This is a genomic window from Shewanella chilikensis (genome assembly GCF_002836945.1).
GTDB classification, from domain to species: Bacteria; Pseudomonadota; Gammaproteobacteria; order Enterobacterales; family Shewanellaceae; genus Shewanella; species Shewanella chilikensis.
The window spans coordinates 1-15,354 of record NZ_NIJM01000036.1 but is presented as its reverse complement, the minus strand read 5'-3'; the positions used below and the strand labels follow the sequence as shown (position 1 = coordinate 15,354).

Sequence of the window (15,354 nt, the reverse complement as noted above, 5' to 3'; positions counted from 1 at the left end):
TTATGGAACTTGTTGCAATAACGCGCTTTTCGCCGGGGTTCAGCTGCTGTGCTTGGCCGCAAACGCCTGCATAAAGGCAACCAGGGCCTCAACGCCGGCCAAAGGCATGGCGTTATAGATACTGGCGCGCATCCCGCCGACAATTCTGTGCCCCTTAAGAGCCACCAAACCTGCGGCCTCCGCCTCTTTCAGGAACTCACCATTGAGCGACTCATCGGCCAATTGGAAAGTTACATTCATCCGCGAGCGGTTTTGCGCCGCCACACCATTGCGGTAAAAGTCCAGTTCATCGATACAGGCGTAAAGCAGTTCGGCCTTGGCCTTGTTGAGCTCTGCCATCGCCTCGATACCGCCCATTCGGTGCAGCCACTCAAACACTTCGGCCGCCAGATACCAGGCAAAAGTAGGGGGAGTGTTAAACATGGAATCGTTTTCGGCCGCCAAGCGATAATCCATGATGGACGACTGTGGCATGGCCGGCAAAGCCAGCATCTCTTTACGCACTATCACTATGGCCAAACCTGAAGGACCAATATTTTTCTGCGCCCCGGCATAAATGAGCCCGTAACGACTGACATCGATTTCACGGGACATGATGGTGGATGACATATCCGCGACTATTGGCCAGGGAGACTCCAACTCTTCAAAAATTTCGATACCATCTACCGTTTCGTTGGGGCAATAGTGCACATAACGATACTTACCACTATCACCTTCCAGCTTAGGCAAGGTTACTTTATTGAGTCCATTGACCTTTTCAACAATGCTCTGGCTATCAATTCTGTCATCTCCGGCCAACTTTCTGGCCTCTGCCGTGGCCGATCTTGACCACTGACCGCTCTCCAAATACAGGGCTCTGCCGTTATTGCCCAAAAAATTATTCACGACAGCCGAGAACTGACCGCGACCACCGCCATGCATAAACAGGACATGATAATCTTCGGGAATATTCATCAACGAGCGTAATCTGGATTCGGCAGCTTTGGTGAGATCGATAAAGGCCTGACTGCGGTGACTGATCTCCATGACGGAGACACCGTGCCCCTGCCAGTCCAGTAATTCCTGCTGGGCTTTTTGCATTACCGCGGCCGGCAACATGGCTGGTCCGGCACAGAAATTATAAATCGTGCTCACTTCATTGTTCTCCTTGAAAAAAAGAGCGTCCAGATGGACGCTCAGATATGCTTGATGCTGTTATTCCTGCTCGGCTTCAGGTGCTTCGGGCGCTTGGCCTTCAGTATCCTCGGCTGCAGCTTCGGCCACTATGGGTTCGCCGTTTTCATCGAATTCCACTTCGTCTTCATCAGACTGGATTTCATCGATACGTTGTAAACCCACCACGGCCTCGTCACCGGCAGTGCGGATAATGGTCACGCCCTGGGTATTACGGCCTATGATGGAAACACCGGCCGCTGGGGTTCTCACCAGTGTGCCCTTGTCGCTGATCAGCATGATCTCATCATTGTCGCCGACCTGAACCGCACCGACTACGGCGCCGTTACGTTCGCTGACCTTGATGGAAACCACGCCCTTGGTAGCACGGCTCTTGGTTGGGTATTCACTCAACTCGGTACGCTTACCAAAACCGTTCTCTGTCACTGTCAGAATGGCGCCATCTTCTTTTGGCACTATCAGTGAAACCACTTCCTGACCGTCTTCGAGTTTGATACCGCGAACACCGGTAGCGGTACGGCCCATGGCGCGCACCTGATCTTCGCTAAAGCGAACAACCTTACCTTCGTTGGAGAACAGCATGATTTCATTGCTGCCGTCGGTCAGGTCAACGCCAATCAACTGATCACCGTCTTTCAGGTTAACGGCGATAATGCCGTTGGCTCTGGGGCGACTGTATTCGATAAGCGATGTCTTCTTCACGGTACCGTGGGAAGTGGCCATGATGACATACTTGTCGGCTTCGTATTCACGAACCGGCAGAATCGCTGTAATGTGCTCCCCTTCGGACAATGGCAGCAGGTTAACGATAGGCTTACCGCGCGACTGACGACTGGCCAGCGGCAACTGATAGACCTTGAGCCAGTAGAGTTTGCCAAAGTCAGAGAAACACAAAATAGTGTCGTGGGTATTGGCAACCAATAGCTTCTCAACGAAGTCTTCGTCTTTGACCTTGGTGGCGGCCTTGCCCTTACCACCGCGGCGCTGCGCCTGGTAATCGCTCAGTGGCTGATACTTGGCATAACCCAAGTGCGACAGGGTCACTACCACATCTTCTTCGCAAATAAGGTCTTCGAGGCTGATATCCACGGCAGAAGCGTTGATCTCGGTGCGGCGTTCGTCGCCATACTGCTCGAGCACTTCTTCCAGCTCTTCTTTGATCACTTCCATCAGACGCTCCGGGCTTCTGAGGATATGCAGCAATCCGGCGATCAGCTCCAGCAGCTCTTCATATTCCTGGAGGATCTTCTCGTGCTCAAGACCGGTCAGACGGTGCAGACGCAGCTCGAGGATAGCCTGGGCTTGCTGCTCTGTCAGATAGTAGAGACCATCGCGAATACCAAACTCCGGCTCCAGCCATTCAGGACGGGCTGCGTCATCACCGGCTTTTTCCAACATGCCCTGCACGTTGCCGAGCTGCCAACCGGTTTCCACCAGTTTTACCTTGGCTTCGGCCGGTGTTGGCGAGGCCTTGATCAGCGCAATCACAGGGTCGATGTTGGCCAGGGCGATAGCCAGGGCTTCCAGGATATGAGCGCGTTCGCGGGCCTTACGCAGTTCAAACACGGTTCTGCGAGTCACCACTTCACGGCGGTGCAGAATAAAGGCTTCCAGCATCTCCTTAAGGTTAAACAACTTGGGCTGACCATTTGTCAGGGCCACCATGTTGATACCAAAAGAAGTTTGCATCTGGGTCTGGGCATAGAGGTTGTTAAGCACCACCTCGGCCACTTCGCCGCGCTTGACCTCAACGACAATACGCATACCGTCTTTATCAGACTCGTCGCGCAGGCCGCTGATGCCTTCAATTTTCTTGTCTTTCACCAGCTCGGCAATCTTTTCAATCAGACGAGCCTTGTTCACCTGGTATGGGATCTCGGTAACAATGATCCGCTCGCGGCCATTGTCTTCGGTTTCCACCTCGGCACGGGCGCGCATAATCGCCTTGCCGCGACCGGTACGGTACGCTTCCTCTATGCCTTTCTTGCCATTGATAATGGCGGCTGTCGGGAAGTCCGGGCCCGGGATATAATCCATCAGCTGTTCGATAGACAGCTCAGGTTCTTCGATAAGTGCCAAACAGCCTTTAACCACTTCGGTCAGGTTGTGCGGCGGAATATTGGTGGCCATACCCACGGCGATACCGGAGGAACCGTTGACCAGCAGGTTGGGGATCCGGGTCGGCAACACGGCCGGGATCATTTCGGTACCGTCGTAGTTGGGGACATAATCGACGGTTTCTTTCTCAAGATCTGCCAGCAGTTGATGCGCCAGCTTTTCCATACGAATTTCGGTATAACGCATGGCCGCCGCGGCATCGCCATCGATGGAGCCGAAGTTACCTTGGCCATCCACCAGGGTGTAACGCAGCGAGAAAGGCTGCGCCATCCGCACTATGGTGTCGTACACGGCGCTGTCACCATGAGGGTGATACTTACCTATCACGTCACCGACAACACGTGCCGACTTCTTATAGGGTTTATTCCAATCGTTTTTCAGCTCGTTCATCGCAAAGAGTACGCGGCGATGTACCGGCTTGAGGCCATCGCGTACGTCTGGCAATGCCCGCCCGACGATAACGCTCATGGCGTAATCCAGATAGGAGTTCTTTAGTTCGTCTTCAATATTTATTGGCGAAATTGATAAAGCCAGATCAGTCATAAACTGCTCGATCCCCTTAAATTAGCTGACAACTTGTAATCCGTGTCATTGTCGAGCCCAACAAACGTGATTTGGCATTCTAACACAGTTATTTAATGTCGGAAGTCCTTAAAGCCGCCTTTGCAGCCAAAAACGCCAAGGGCATGATACAAGTCGCGAGCGGGGCTGATATCACTGTCATAGACATGAGTTCCGTTGCTGTTTTTATCATCAAAAACCGAATCTTGCCGATATTTTGTGCAGCTTTTAGCCTTTAGTGCCATCGATCACATTGAGGCGCCAATTTATGCTGCCCTTCCCTATGGCTTATATGGTTATAATGGGCGCATCTTTATTATTGCTGTTTCAGGTCTGAATATGTCTTCTCAACCCAATGTCGACCCTCAGGAAATTGCCAAGTTTGAAAGTATGGCCGCCAGTTGGTGGGATCCTGCCGGTGAATTCAAGCCACTGCATGAACTCAACCCCCTGCGCCTTAATTATATAGACGCTCAATCCGGCGGTATCTTTGACAAGCTGGTACTGGATGTCGGCTGCGGCGGTGGCATTCTGTCCGAGAGCATGGCTCGCATCGGCGCCAAGGTCACCGGGCTGGATATGGGCTTTGAGCCGTTGGAAGTCGCCAGGCTGCATGCACTGGAAGCCGGCGTCAGCATAGACTACTTACAGGAAACCGCCGAAGTGCATGCCCAGAATCATCAGGGACATTACGACACAGTTACCTGTATGGAGATGCTCGAGCATGTACCGGATCCGCAATCTGTGGTCCAGGCTTGTTGCGATATGGTCAAGCCCGGAGGTTGGGTGTTCTTCTCCACCATTAACCGCAACATCATGTCTTGGGTGCAAACCATACTCGGTGCCGAGTATGTGCTGAAAATGCTACCGGCCGGTACCCACGACCACAGCAAATTTATCCGCCCGTCCGAGTTGATCGCCATGGCGGAACACACCGAACTATTGTGCCGTGACGCGCTTGGCATCAAATACAATCCCTTGAGTGGCGTATTCAGTTATACCAAGAGCGTTGAAGTCAACTATATGATTGCCTGTCAGCGCCAGGACTGATGCCATGACGCCTAAGCTGCCGTTTCAAGGGATTCTGTTCGACTTGGATGGAACTTTGGTGGATACCGCCGAGGACCTGACCGAAGCGCTGGCTTTGGCACTGGCATCCCGTGGCGTTTCGATAGAGGATAAGCGCAAACTTCTTCGCACTCTGGCCTCTCACGGCTCGCTCGCCATGGTGCAAGCCGCCGTGCCCCAAGCCTCAGCAGAGGAGCAGGAGCATCTCCGGCAAGCGATGCTCAGGGAATATGACGCGGTCAACGGCCAAAAAGCCTGTTTGTTTGAAGGCATAGAAGCCTTGCTGGACAGTGCCCTATCAAGAGCCATGCCGCTGGGGATTGTCACCAATAAACCGGCGCGTTTTACCCGCCCCTTGTTAGAGCGCATGGGGCTGCTTAAGCGCTTTAATGCGGTGATCAGTGCCGATACCACCCGCTATCGCAAGCCCCACCCGGCTCCTATGTTACTGGGGGCTCAGCAGCTTAACTGCGCTCCTGAACGTATTCTCTATCTTGGCGATGCCGAGCGCGACATAGCCGCGGCGCAGGCGGTCAATATGCCCTCTGCCATCGCTATGTGGGGATATCTGGCGGCTGACGATAAACCGGCAGACTGGGGCGCAGATTGGCAGTTGAACCATCCACAGGCAGTGATGTCGCTGCCATTGTGGCAACAATGATAAGAAAAACGCTAAATCGGCACTGTTTTCCCGGGAAGACAAGGCCTTAATCAAAGTCGCAGTCCGGATGCTGCTTTAACCGACCGGATCTGCGCAGGATCGCGGATCGATGCTTATTTTAGCAGTCGATCACCTTGAGTGAGATCGCTTGATTTTTGACCATGACGACTGTGCGCCAGCAATGATGCAGCTTTGCGGAATCGGTCAATCAATATCCTCAAGATATCCACAAGATATACCCAAAACTCAGGCTTGCAAAAAGTGCCACACCTCACTATCTTGTTATCCAAGATATAGAAAAACACCATATCTTGTGTATCAGTCGCAATCAAACATACTAGTCTTGCACTGAAAACTCCCGGTTAACAGAGCCCACTCGGGCCGCCGTCGTTAACTGTTCGGTTGATTGTTTTACAAGGGAAGGTTTAATGACGCCGACGCGTCATTGTCACAGATATTACAACCAAGGCCTATCTTCAATGAATAGCACTATGACAGTTACCAAACGCAGTGGCGCACGCGAGACGATAGATCTCGATAAGATCCACCGTGTTATCACCTGGGCAGCCAAAGGATTAAACAACGTCTCGGTCTCCGAGGTGGAGTTACGTTCTCACCTGCAGTTTTACGATGGTATTCCCACCGAAGCCATCCATGAAACCATTATCAAGGCCGCAGCCGATCTGATCTCTCCAGACTCTCCGGACTATCAGTTCCTGGCCGCCCGCCTTGCTGTTTTTCATTTGCGTAAGAAGGCCTTTGGTCAGTTTGAGCCGCCAAAACTGTACGATCACATCAGCAAGTTGGTTGCCATGGGCAAGTACGACAAGCACCTGTTGGAAGACTACAGCCGTGAAGAGCTGGACGTACTCGACAGCTATATCGACCACTGGCGCGACATGAACTTCTCCTATGCCGCCGTTAAACAGCTGGAAGGCAAGTATCTGGTACAAAACCGTGTGACTCATGAAGTCTACGAAAGTGCCCAGTTCCTCTACATTCTGGTAGCCGCTTGCCTGTTTGCCCGTTATCCGAAAGAAACCCGGCTGCAGTATGTCAAAGACTTCTATGATGCGGTATCTACCTTCAAGATCTCTTTGCCGACGCCTATCATGTCCGGTGTGCGTACGCCGACCCGTCAGTTCAGCTCTTGCGTGCTGATCGAGTGTGACGACAGCCTGGATTCTATCAATGCCACGGCCTCTTCCATCGTCAAGTATGTCAGCCAGAGAGCCGGTATCGGTGTGAATGCCGGCCGCATTCGCGCCCTGGGTAGCCCTATTCGTGGTGGTGAAGCCTTCCACACAGGTTGTTTACCTTTCTACAAGTATTTCCAGACTGCGGTGAAATCCTGCTCCCAGGGCGGCGTTCGCGGCGGTGCTGCAACTCTGTTCTACCCTATCTGGCACCTGGAAGTTGAATCACTGCTGGTACTGAAAAATAACCGTGGTGTTGAAGACAACCGTATCCGTCACCTGGACTACGGTGTGCAGATCAACAAACTGATGTATCAGCGGATGATCAAGGGACAAAATATTACTCTGTTCAGCCCATCAGATGTTCCCGGCTTGTATGACGCCTTCTTTGCCGATCAAGACGAGTTTGAGCGTTTGTATGTGAAATACGAGCAAGACCCGAGCATTCGCAAGAAGACCCTAAAAGCGGTCGAGCTCTTCTCGCTGATGATGCAAGAGCGTGCCTCCACCGGCCGTATCTATGTACAGAACGTGGATCACTGTAACACCCACAGTCCGTTCAACGCCGAAGTGGCCCCTGTGCGTCAATCCAACCTGTGTCTTGAGATAGCCCTGCCAACCAAGCCACTGAACAATATTGACGACCCAAATGGTGAAATCGCCCTTTGTACTCTGTCAGCGCTGAACCTGGGTGCGATAAAAGACTTGGGCGAACTGGAAGGCCTTGCCGATTTGGCCGTGCGCGCCCTGGATAACCTGCTGGATTATCAGGACTACCCAATTCCTGCAGCCAAGACGGCATCAATGAACCGCCGCACTCTGGGTATCGGGGTCATCAACTTCGCCAACTATCTGGCCAAGAACGGGGTGAAATACTCTGACGGCAGCGCCAACGGCCTGACCCACAGAACATTTGAAGCCATACAGTACTACCTGCTCAAGGCCTCGATGAATCTGGCCAAAGAGCTCGGTGCCTGCCCGCTGTTCCATGAGACCACTTATTCTCAGGGGATCATGCCGGTAGATACCTACAAGCGGGATCTGGACAAGATTTGTGATGAGCCGCTGCACCTGGATTGGGATGCTCTGCGTCACGATATCAAGCAGCATGGCCTGCGTAACTCGACTCTGTCGGCACTGATGCCATCCGAGACCTCTTCGCAGATCTCCAACGCCACTAATGGTATTGAGCCTCCACGCGGCCTTATCAGCGTCAAGGCCAGTAAAGATGGCCAGCTCAAGCAAGTGGTGCCCGATTTTGATGAGCTCAAGGACAAGTACGAGCTGCTGTGGCAGATGCCCGGCAACGACGGTTACCTGCAGTTAGTGGGTATTATGCAGAAGTTCGTCGATCAGGCGATTTCGGCCAATACCAACTATGACCCATCCAAGTTTGAAAGTAACAAGGTTCCGATGAAGCTGCTGCTCAAGGATCTGTTGACCGCCTACAAACTCGGGGTCAAGACCCTTTACTACCATAACACCCGGGACGGTGCTTCCGACAAATTCGATGACATTACCAGCATCGAGAAGGAAGACGACGGTTGTGCCGGCGGCGCCTGCAAGATTTAAGCAGGATTAAGTAACAAGTTCGGGGCCCAGGTGGCCCCGTTGTTTGGAAAGAGTAGATCATGGCTTATTCAATTTTTTGTCAAACCCCCAACGATGCCACCCGCGAACCTATGTTTCTCGGTCAAGCGGTTAACGTGGCCCGTTACGATCAACAGAAGTACGAAGTATTCGAGAAACTGATCGAAAAGCAGTTGTCTTTCTTCTGGCGCCCGGAAGAAGTGGATGTCAGCCGCGACAAAATCGATTTCGGCGCCCTGCCGGATCATGAAAAGCATATCTTCCTCTCCAACCTCAAGTACCAAACCCTGTTGGACTCGATTCAGGGCCGTAGCCCCAATGTGGCTTTCCTGCCACTGGTGTCCCTGCCCGAGCTGGAAACCTGGATTGAAACCTGGTCTTTCTCCGAGACCATTCACAGCCGCTCCTACACTCATATCATTCGCAATATTGTCAACGACCCATCCGTGGTGTTCGATGACATAGTGGTCAATGAGGAGATCCTCAAGCGCGCCGGCGATATTGCCGAGTATTACGACCGCCTTATCGAGCTGACTCAGCTGTATCACCTGCATGGTGAAGGCAAGTTCGACGTCAACGGTCGCACGCTTGAAGTCACTACCCGCACCATCAAAAAAGCCCTCTATCTGTGCATGATGTCGGTCAATGCGCTTGAAGCAATACGTTTTTACGTCAGCTTCGCCTGCTCCTTTGCCTTTGCCGAGCGCAAATTGATGGAAGGCAACGCCAAGATCATTCGCCTTATCGCCCGCGATGAAGCTTTGCACCTGAACTCGACCCAACACATTATCAACCTGATGCAGGGTGGTAAAGATGATCCTGAGATGGGTGAAATCGCCAAAGAGTGCCAGCAGGAAGCTTACGATCTGTTCCTGCGCGCCGCCGAGCAGGAAAAGGCCTGGGCCAAGTACCTGTTCAAGGATGGCTCCATGATAGGCCTGAACGAAACCATTCTCTGCCAGTATGTGGAGTTCATCACCAATCAGAGAATGAAGGCGGTTAACCTGGGTGCACCATACAGTGAGCAGAGCGATCCCCTGCCCTGGATGAAAAACTGGCTGGAGAGCGATGCCGTGCAAGTTGCGCCTCAGGAAGTGGAAGTGTCATCCTATCTGGTCGGCCAGATAGATTCGGCTGTCGATGACGATGAGTTCTCCGACTTTGACCTTTAACAAAGCCCCTATCGTGCTGCTGCGCGGAGAGCCCCTGCTGCTGTATACCACAGAGCACAGGACTCTCCTGACAGCGCTCGAAGCCCGTAAGGTGAGTATTTTTTCCGAGTGCCGCAGCGGGTTTTGCGGCGCCTGCAAGACCCGGGTGCGCAGTGGCGCGGTCACTTACCTGACCACGCCATTGGCCGAGTTAAAGGCTGATGAATGCCTGCCCTGCTGCTGTGTACCCACGGAAGATCTGGACTTGGATCTCTCCAGCGAAGGCGCCGACATGCCGCTGCTGCGGGTTAAACACTTGGCCTGAAACAAGCGCAAAAAACACCGTCAATGGCAGATATCCTACAGTCAAACAAGCGTTTTTTCGTTGTAAATCCTGCCTGACTCCGGTACTCTGCCGGACTTATGAAATCAGACTCAAGTTATTCATTCAAAAGTCTTTATTGCGCTTTTGATCGCTACCCTCTGCCCAAAGGCGCTTCGACCCATATACGTTATATGGCGTCAACCCTGTTTGCCTTCCAGTCCCCTGGTATGCTCTATCTGCAAGGTGATCCCCAGATGCCTTCCTGGCAGCAGGAAACCCTGTCACTCGGCAGCAATCCCAGCGAGGTAAGCAGTGAGGTCAGTATCGTCAGGCACCAGCTAAACCCAAGCTCGGGCAATAACGTGCTTGCCAAGGCGCTGGACTATGCCAATCAGCTTGGGGCACTGCTCAGGCAAAATCGCGATACCTTGACATTGGCGCAGTTTCGCGACCCCTGGGCGGGGGTGCCTTTACTGGATCATCGCAAGGACAATCCAGCGCTCAAGCTCGTCTATGAGGTCAATGCCCTGCCCAGCATAGAGCTGCCTATTCACTTGTCGCTGCCGCGAAAAACCCTGGCCAAAATCAGCGCCTGGGAGCAGCGTTGCCTGGATGGTGCCGATCTGATTGTGACCCCATCAAAACTCACGGCTGCCGGCCTTGAAAAACGCACTACCACTCCAGTAGTCTATCTTCCAAACGGCGCCGAGTTGCCGCCTGCCGAGCCATTGAGGCAAGCAGAGGATGCGAGTCTGCCCAGGCTCATCTATTTTGGTGCTGCCCAGCGCTGGCAGGGGCTTAGGGATCTGCTCAAAGCTTTTGCCTTGGTGCGTCAGCAGTTAGAGGTCCGGCTGGATCTCTGCCTGTCACTCGAAAATCGCCAGGCCCGGCAGGTAAAGGCCTGGCTCAAGTCCATGGAACTGGAAGATTGTGTTTCGCTGCATTTCGGGCTGGACCAAGCCAGTCTCAGGCAAAAAATTCAGGCCGCGAGCGCATCTTTGGCGCCGCTCACGCCCTGCAGGCGCAACATGCTTCAGGGATGTTGCCCTTTGAAAGTGCTCGAATCCATGGCTTGCGGCACCGCAGTTATCGCCTCGGATCTACCGGTCATTCGTGAACTAGTAACCCATGAAGAGCATGGGCTCTTGGTTCCCCCCTCCAGGCCCTCCGAGCTCGCCAGAGCCTGTATTGAGCTGCTCAGCCAACCGGCCAAGGCCAAAGACTTGGGACTCAAGGGCCAACAAAGGGTGGCAGAGCAGTTCCAATGGCAACAGATCTGCGCTCAGCTCAGCGACTTGTATCACCAGCTGAGCCAAGGCCCAATGCAAGCTAGCGCTTAATAGCTACTCGTTTAATAGCACCTGTTTAATGTCAAGGAAACGATATGGAAACAGCCGTAAACCCTTTTAACGCCCCGCTTCACTACTGGCGAATGCGCAAAGTGTTCAAGCAGTTAACCCCGGCGGAGCAGGAATTTATCCGCACCAAGAAGTTGGATGCAACCCATTCGACCCAGCACTGGTTACTGTTTCTCAAGCGCCTGACCCGATTGGATCGTATGGGCAGCCCATTGAGACGCCAGTTTCGCCGCAGCCGCAATTGGTTAATAGGTTTCACTATTGTCAGCATATTCCTGCCCGTACCTCACCTGGTGGTGTATGCCTTGGTGGGTTTGACCCTGGCCTCGATATTACTGCTTCACAGCTGCAACCGTATGGACGTCAACGACAATGTGCGCACCGGTCTTATCAAGTTAATGCAGGTATTGGCTATGGAGACTAACAGCGTACAGCTGAAACTGGATCTCGACTCCATACATAAACGTAAGCCGGCCCGAACCGAAAAGCCCGAGAAGAGCACCCAACTGGCCTACTTTGAAGTGCCACTGTTGCAATTCAGGGCCAAACTCAAAGACGGCAATGAGCTGCAACTGCGGGTGGATGATGTTATCTGTCGTCGTAAACGCACCCGTCGCAACACCCGAGGCAAGGTCAAAACCAAGATCAAGTACAAGGGACGGCGCAGCATTCGCAGCTGCCTGACGCTGAATGCTGAATTTTATCATCTACGCCAGGGTAAACTGGCACCAACTAGCAAGGCACAGACTCAAAACGGCATCACCAAGGTGAAATCCAACTCCACCTTTAAATTTATCGGTGAGTCACGTTTGATGGATGCCGAGAATATTCTCAGAACCATCGCCAAGTCCTATCAACAGACCAGTATTCGAGCCAGGGGATAATATGAGTCAGTGTCAGCTAAAAATCGGTTTTTTCACCCTCAGCCCTTGCGGCCAACCTGCCGTTGGCAGTTGCAGTGAGTGCCAAGCCAGTGTCTGCGAACATCATCTGGATCCCAAAACCTGTCTGTGTTTTCAGTGCGCCGCCAAACCCTTGAAGGTTGGCAAGGAAGTCTATGAAGATCCGCGCTCAGGCACCAAATATGAGCAATTGAGCCTACAAGGCGTTAAACCTGAGGATCCGCTTGCCGGTTTCGCCCTCAAGCAACTGTATCTCGGCAGTGCCTGGTATCAACTGCACACCAAACACGGCAGTTACAACAAGGAGTTTGATGCCGAAGACTTGGCCGCTTTTGAGCTCCCTGTCGACGAAGATGATGAGCAGTTGCCGGATTACGAATATCGGGATATCTATGACAGCTAACCCCAGGCTACTCTGGCTGACTCAACACTACCCGCCGGCCAAAGGCGGCATGGCACTATCCTGCGATAGACTGGTGTGCCATTTGCGGCGACTCGGGGTACATATCACCCTTTATCATTTACGCTCCGGCGGCCTGGAAAAGGAGACCGGCTATTTTGCCGAGCAGGGTTGCGATCACAGCTTCCCCATGGGTACAAACCCGGCGCACTCGCTCAATCTTCTATGGCACAAGCTGGAGGGTGAATATGATGCTGTCGTTGCCTATGGCTATCCCTTCTCCATGCATGCCGGGCGCATCTTTGCCGCCTGGCTTGGGCTACCGCTCATCACATTGCTGCGCGGCAACGACTTTGACTTGAGTATTCTCGATCATCGTCGCTATCAAGTGCTGCAGGATACGCTGCAAGCCAGCGCGCTGGTATTGACCGTCAGCGCCGACAAGGCAAAACGGGTCAAAGCCCTGTGGCCGCAAGTCAGAGTTCACAACATGAGTAATGGCCTGGATAGCGAACGTTGGCAGCCATTGCCGCTGGATAAAGAGCAAGCCAAAGCCTGGCGTTCCAATAATCTGAAAAATCCCAGTCAGCCTGTGATTGGCCTTTTCGGTCATTTGAAAGAGAAAAAAGGTTTGGCCTTTTTTATCGAGACCTTCAAACGCAGCCCCTTGGTAAACAACTGCCATCTGTTGTTGATTGGCGAGCTGGATGAAAGCGCCGCCGAGCTGTTGCAGACCCTGCCCGAGGGCAGTTACACCCTGGAGCCGTTTCTTGACAGGTATCAGCTGATAAGCCGTTATCTGGTATGCGACCTTATCGCCATTCCCTCTTTCTATGAGGGAACCCCCAATGTGCTGCTGGAGGCGGCGGCGCTCAACATCCCTGTGCTCGGCGCCTGCTGCGGCGGTATGGCCGATCTTATCTTCGACAGTCTGCATGAGCGCGAAAAGCATGTCTTAGAAAGCCGTTTGACTGACAGTGACGCGGCCCATAATCTCCGCGGTCAAACGGACTCAGGTTATCTGTTTCATCCAACTTCTGCGGAGTCGCTTTTGGATGCGTTGGTGCATTGGCAAACCGATACGGCTTCGATTCGCGCTGCCAAGAGCCAGGCCTTGTACCAAACGGTACTGAGTCAATGCGGCGCCGAGGCTGAAGCCGAGCGTTATTTGGCTGCCATCAAGACACTGGTCGCTCAAACGGCGAGTCACTGATGCTTATCTATTACGCCCCCGGCGGCGGGCTCGGGCACTTGAGCCGGGCACTGAAAGTGCTCGGCTTTATCAAGGCGCAGCAAGCGTTGGTGATCACAAGTCCGCTGCCATTAGCGGTCGATGCGCTGCTACCAAAGGGCATTCAACACATCAGTCTGCCGCCCAGGCTTCAGAGCCGAGCCGAACTCAGCGCTTGGCTCACGCAGTTACTGGCATCGCTCAATAAGCAACAAGAGTGTCGGCTCATGCTGATAGATGCCTTCCCCGGGGGCATTTGGGGCGAACTTGGGGATATTCTCTTGCCTGGCAAACTTGTCTATATCGCCAGATTGCTCAATTGGAATGTCTATCGCCAGCGCGTTGCCCATATTCCCCGTTTTCAGCAAATCTGGTTTTGTGAATGGCCAACCCCGGAGCAGGAACAGGCGCTCTCCAATCAAACGGGCCAACGCTTCTGGCTGCCATTACTCGGCGAAGACAAGTCCAAAGGCGCAACCCCAAATGGTTTTGAAAAGCCTAAACAGACTCTGGTGATCCACTCGGGAAGCCTTGCCGAACAGGCTTTGCTGCTTGAACACGCCACAAAGGCGGGGGAAGAGATAGATATTATTGCGCCGCCGCACCCAAGCGCCGACGCAGGCTTTAATAGCAACCCCCTTGATAGCAAATCCCTTGATAAGAGTGCTCTGAGCGACTTCAACAACTGCACCAACAAAGAGCACGAACCCGGATTAACCCGGCTGCAGCTGTACCCGGCCTCAGATATTGGCTGGCAGTATCAAAAGGTTATCTGTGGCGGCGGCTTCAACCTGGTGAGCGAATATATCCTGCATCCCGGCGCCCTCTTCGTGCCCCTGACCCGAGCGCTGGATTTGCAGCATCTGCGTATCGAACGCGGCTTGGGCGGTTTTTTACCGCCGCCCGGGTTGAGCTCAGTGCCGAACGATATTCTCAAGCGACTTTGAAACGCTCATACTCATATAGTGGTGCTAGCGGAGCTTGTCACTCAAGGCTGTGACTCGGCTATACGAGTGTGAATACGGTTGACCTCCAGCAAAGCCGCACTGCCGTACCAGGCTTTAAGTTCCATGATAAGGCTACCGGCCTGAACAGCAGGATCACTGGCCGTCAAGGCTTCAGCCTCAGCCAAACTGGCAACATCAAAGATATAAATCCCCCGCCACTCGCCGCCATCGATAAAGGGCCCGGCCAACACGAGTTTGCCCTCATGCGCCAAACGCTGAATATGGCTCATGTGCGCTCTTTGAAGCTCGGCGCGCTGTTCTTTGCTGCCACTTCGATTGGGACCCGCCTTTAAAAACGCCATTACATAAGGTTTCATACCATATTGATCGGCACCGAGTGCATGGGCCAGAGCCTTATCATAGGCAGGCGTTTCAACGGAAACCGGATTATCTGAATCAGCGGCGGTTGCCACTAAACTCAAGCCGGTCAACAGCGCCAGCGCGCAGCAACTCGCCATGGTAGTTTTCATCATTGATATCTCCCCAATCCGATGCCCTTGTATGTCCGCTTTTCGACAATAAGGTTATAAGTAAAGCAAAAAAATCCCCGCCGTGGCGGCAATGTAGATCAGATAAGGATCGGTTGACCGATCCTTCTGATGAGAGACAATCG

General features: G+C 53.1%; 13 protein-coding genes. 10 read left to right on the top strand and 3 right to left on the bottom strand.

Translation table 11 applies throughout. The features are described from left to right. Positions 1-39: 39 nt before the first annotated feature. Positions 40-1,134 carry a 3-phosphoserine/phosphohydroxythreonine transaminase gene (serC, locus tag CX651_RS13700; RefSeq protein WP_101056501.1) on the bottom strand — a complete coding sequence of 365 codons (1,095 nt, stop codon included), beginning with the start codon at positions 1,132-1,134 and terminating at the stop codon, positions 40-42. 60 nt (positions 1,135-1,194) lie between these two features. After that, positions 1,195-3,834 (bottom strand): DNA topoisomerase (ATP-hydrolyzing) subunit A, encoded by a 2,640-nt coding sequence (gene gyrA / locus CX651_RS13695; protein ID WP_044734507.1) that lies wholly within the window; start codon positions 3,832-3,834, stop codon positions 1,195-1,197. 357 nt (positions 3,835-4,191) lie between these two features. Between gyrA and ubiG the strand changes: the two genes are divergently transcribed. The 10 genes from ubiG (at position 4,192) to CX651_RS13640 (ending at position 14,681) form a co-directional block, all read left to right on the top strand. Then, positions 4,192-4,902: a bifunctional 2-polyprenyl-6-hydroxyphenol methylase/3-demethylubiquinol 3-O-methyltransferase UbiG gene (gene ubiG, locus CX651_RS13690; protein ID WP_101056522.1), complete on the top strand. Its 711-nt coding sequence runs from the start codon at positions 4,192-4,194 to the stop codon at positions 4,900-4,902. 4 nt (positions 4,903-4,906) lie between these two features. Next, a complete protein-coding gene (locus CX651_RS13685; protein ID WP_101056500.1) occupies positions 4,907-5,581 on the top strand; it encodes an HAD family hydrolase in 675 nt (224 codons plus the stop codon). Between the two features lie 479 nt (positions 5,582-6,060). After that, a complete protein-coding gene (gene nrdA / locus CX651_RS13675; RefSeq protein ID WP_101056498.1) occupies positions 6,061-8,349 on the top strand; it encodes a class 1a ribonucleoside-diphosphate reductase subunit alpha in 2,289 nt (762 codons plus the stop codon). 59 nt (positions 8,350-8,408) lie between these two features. Then, positions 8,409-9,539: a class Ia ribonucleoside-diphosphate reductase subunit beta gene (gene nrdB, locus CX651_RS13670; RefSeq protein WP_025010421.1), complete on the top strand. Its 1,131-nt coding sequence runs from the start codon at positions 8,409-8,411 to the stop codon at positions 9,537-9,539. Next, the gene (gene yfaE / locus CX651_RS13665; protein ID WP_165565095.1) at positions 9,508-9,843 is read left to right on the top strand and encodes a class I ribonucleotide reductase maintenance protein YfaE; all 336 of its coding nucleotides are present in this window, start codon (positions 9,508-9,510) and stop codon (positions 9,841-9,843) included. Before nrdB ends, yfaE begins: the two co-directional genes overlap by 32 nt. Positions 9,844-9,941: 98 nt before the next feature. Further along, on the top strand, positions 9,942-11,183 hold the full coding sequence (locus CX651_RS13660) for a glycosyltransferase family 4 protein (protein WP_101056496.1): 1,242 nt from the start codon (positions 9,942-9,944) through the stop codon (positions 11,181-11,183). A gap of 44 nt (positions 11,184-11,227) precedes the next feature. Next, positions 11,228-12,085 (top strand): hypothetical protein, encoded by an 858-nt coding sequence (locus CX651_RS13655; RefSeq protein ID WP_101056495.1) that lies wholly within the window; start codon positions 11,228-11,230, stop codon positions 12,083-12,085. Between the two features lies 1 nt (position 12,086). Next, positions 12,087-12,506 carry a hypothetical protein gene (locus CX651_RS13650; protein WP_101056494.1) on the top strand — a complete coding sequence of 140 codons (420 nt, stop codon included), beginning with the start codon at positions 12,087-12,089 and terminating at the stop codon, positions 12,504-12,506. After that, positions 12,496-13,716: a glycosyltransferase family 4 protein gene (locus tag CX651_RS13645; RefSeq protein ID WP_167398138.1), complete on the top strand. Its 1,221-nt coding sequence runs from the start codon at positions 12,496-12,498 to the stop codon at positions 13,714-13,716. Before CX651_RS13650 ends, CX651_RS13645 begins: the two co-directional genes overlap by 11 nt. Beyond that, positions 13,716-14,681: a hypothetical protein gene (locus CX651_RS13640; RefSeq protein ID WP_101056492.1), complete on the top strand. Its 966-nt coding sequence runs from the start codon at positions 13,716-13,718 to the stop codon at positions 14,679-14,681. Before CX651_RS13645 ends, CX651_RS13640 begins: the two co-directional genes overlap by 1 nt. A 41-nt stretch (positions 14,682-14,722) precedes the next feature. On the opposite strand, the gene CX651_RS13635 is transcribed toward CX651_RS13640, so the two are convergent. Then, positions 14,723-15,214 (bottom strand): YciI family protein, encoded by a 492-nt coding sequence (locus CX651_RS13635; RefSeq protein ID WP_229839774.1) that lies wholly within the window; start codon positions 15,212-15,214, stop codon positions 14,723-14,725. Positions 15,215-15,354 lie beyond the last annotated feature (140 nt).

Coding starts and splice junctions, on each gene's coding strand:
- CX651_RS13660 (WP_101056496.1), top strand. CDS start 9,942: ATGAAATCAGACTCAAGTTATTCATTCAAAAGTCTTTATTGCGCTTTT.
- CX651_RS13645 (WP_167398138.1), top strand. CDS start 12,496: ATGACAGCTAACCCCAGGCTACTCTGGCTGACTCAACACTACCCGCCG.
- ubiG (WP_101056522.1), top strand. CDS start 4,192: ATGTCTTCTCAACCCAATGTCGACCCTCAGGAAATTGCCAAGTTTGAA.
- CX651_RS13650 (WP_101056494.1), top strand. CDS start 12,087: ATGAGTCAGTGTCAGCTAAAAATCGGTTTTTTCACCCTCAGCCCTTGC.
- nrdB (WP_025010421.1), top strand. CDS start 8,409: ATGGCTTATTCAATTTTTTGTCAAACCCCCAACGATGCCACCCGCGAA.
- CX651_RS13685 (WP_101056500.1), top strand. CDS start 4,907: ATGACGCCTAAGCTGCCGTTTCAAGGGATTCTGTTCGACTTGGATGGA.
- CX651_RS13640 (WP_101056492.1), top strand. CDS start 13,716: ATGCTTATCTATTACGCCCCCGGCGGCGGGCTCGGGCACTTGAGCCGG.
- CX651_RS13635 (WP_229839774.1), bottom strand. CDS start 15,214: ATGATGAAAACTACCATGGCGAGTTGCTGCGCGCTGGCGCTGTTGACC.
- gyrA (WP_044734507.1), bottom strand. CDS start 3,834: ATGACTGATCTGGCTTTATCAATTTCGCCAATAAATATTGAAGACGAA.
- yfaE (WP_165565095.1), top strand. CDS start 9,508: ATGACGATGAGTTCTCCGACTTTGACCTTTAACAAAGCCCCTATCGTG.
- nrdA (WP_101056498.1), top strand. CDS start 6,061: ATGAATAGCACTATGACAGTTACCAAACGCAGTGGCGCACGCGAGACG.
- CX651_RS13655 (WP_101056495.1), top strand. CDS start 11,228: ATGGAAACAGCCGTAAACCCTTTTAACGCCCCGCTTCACTACTGGCGA.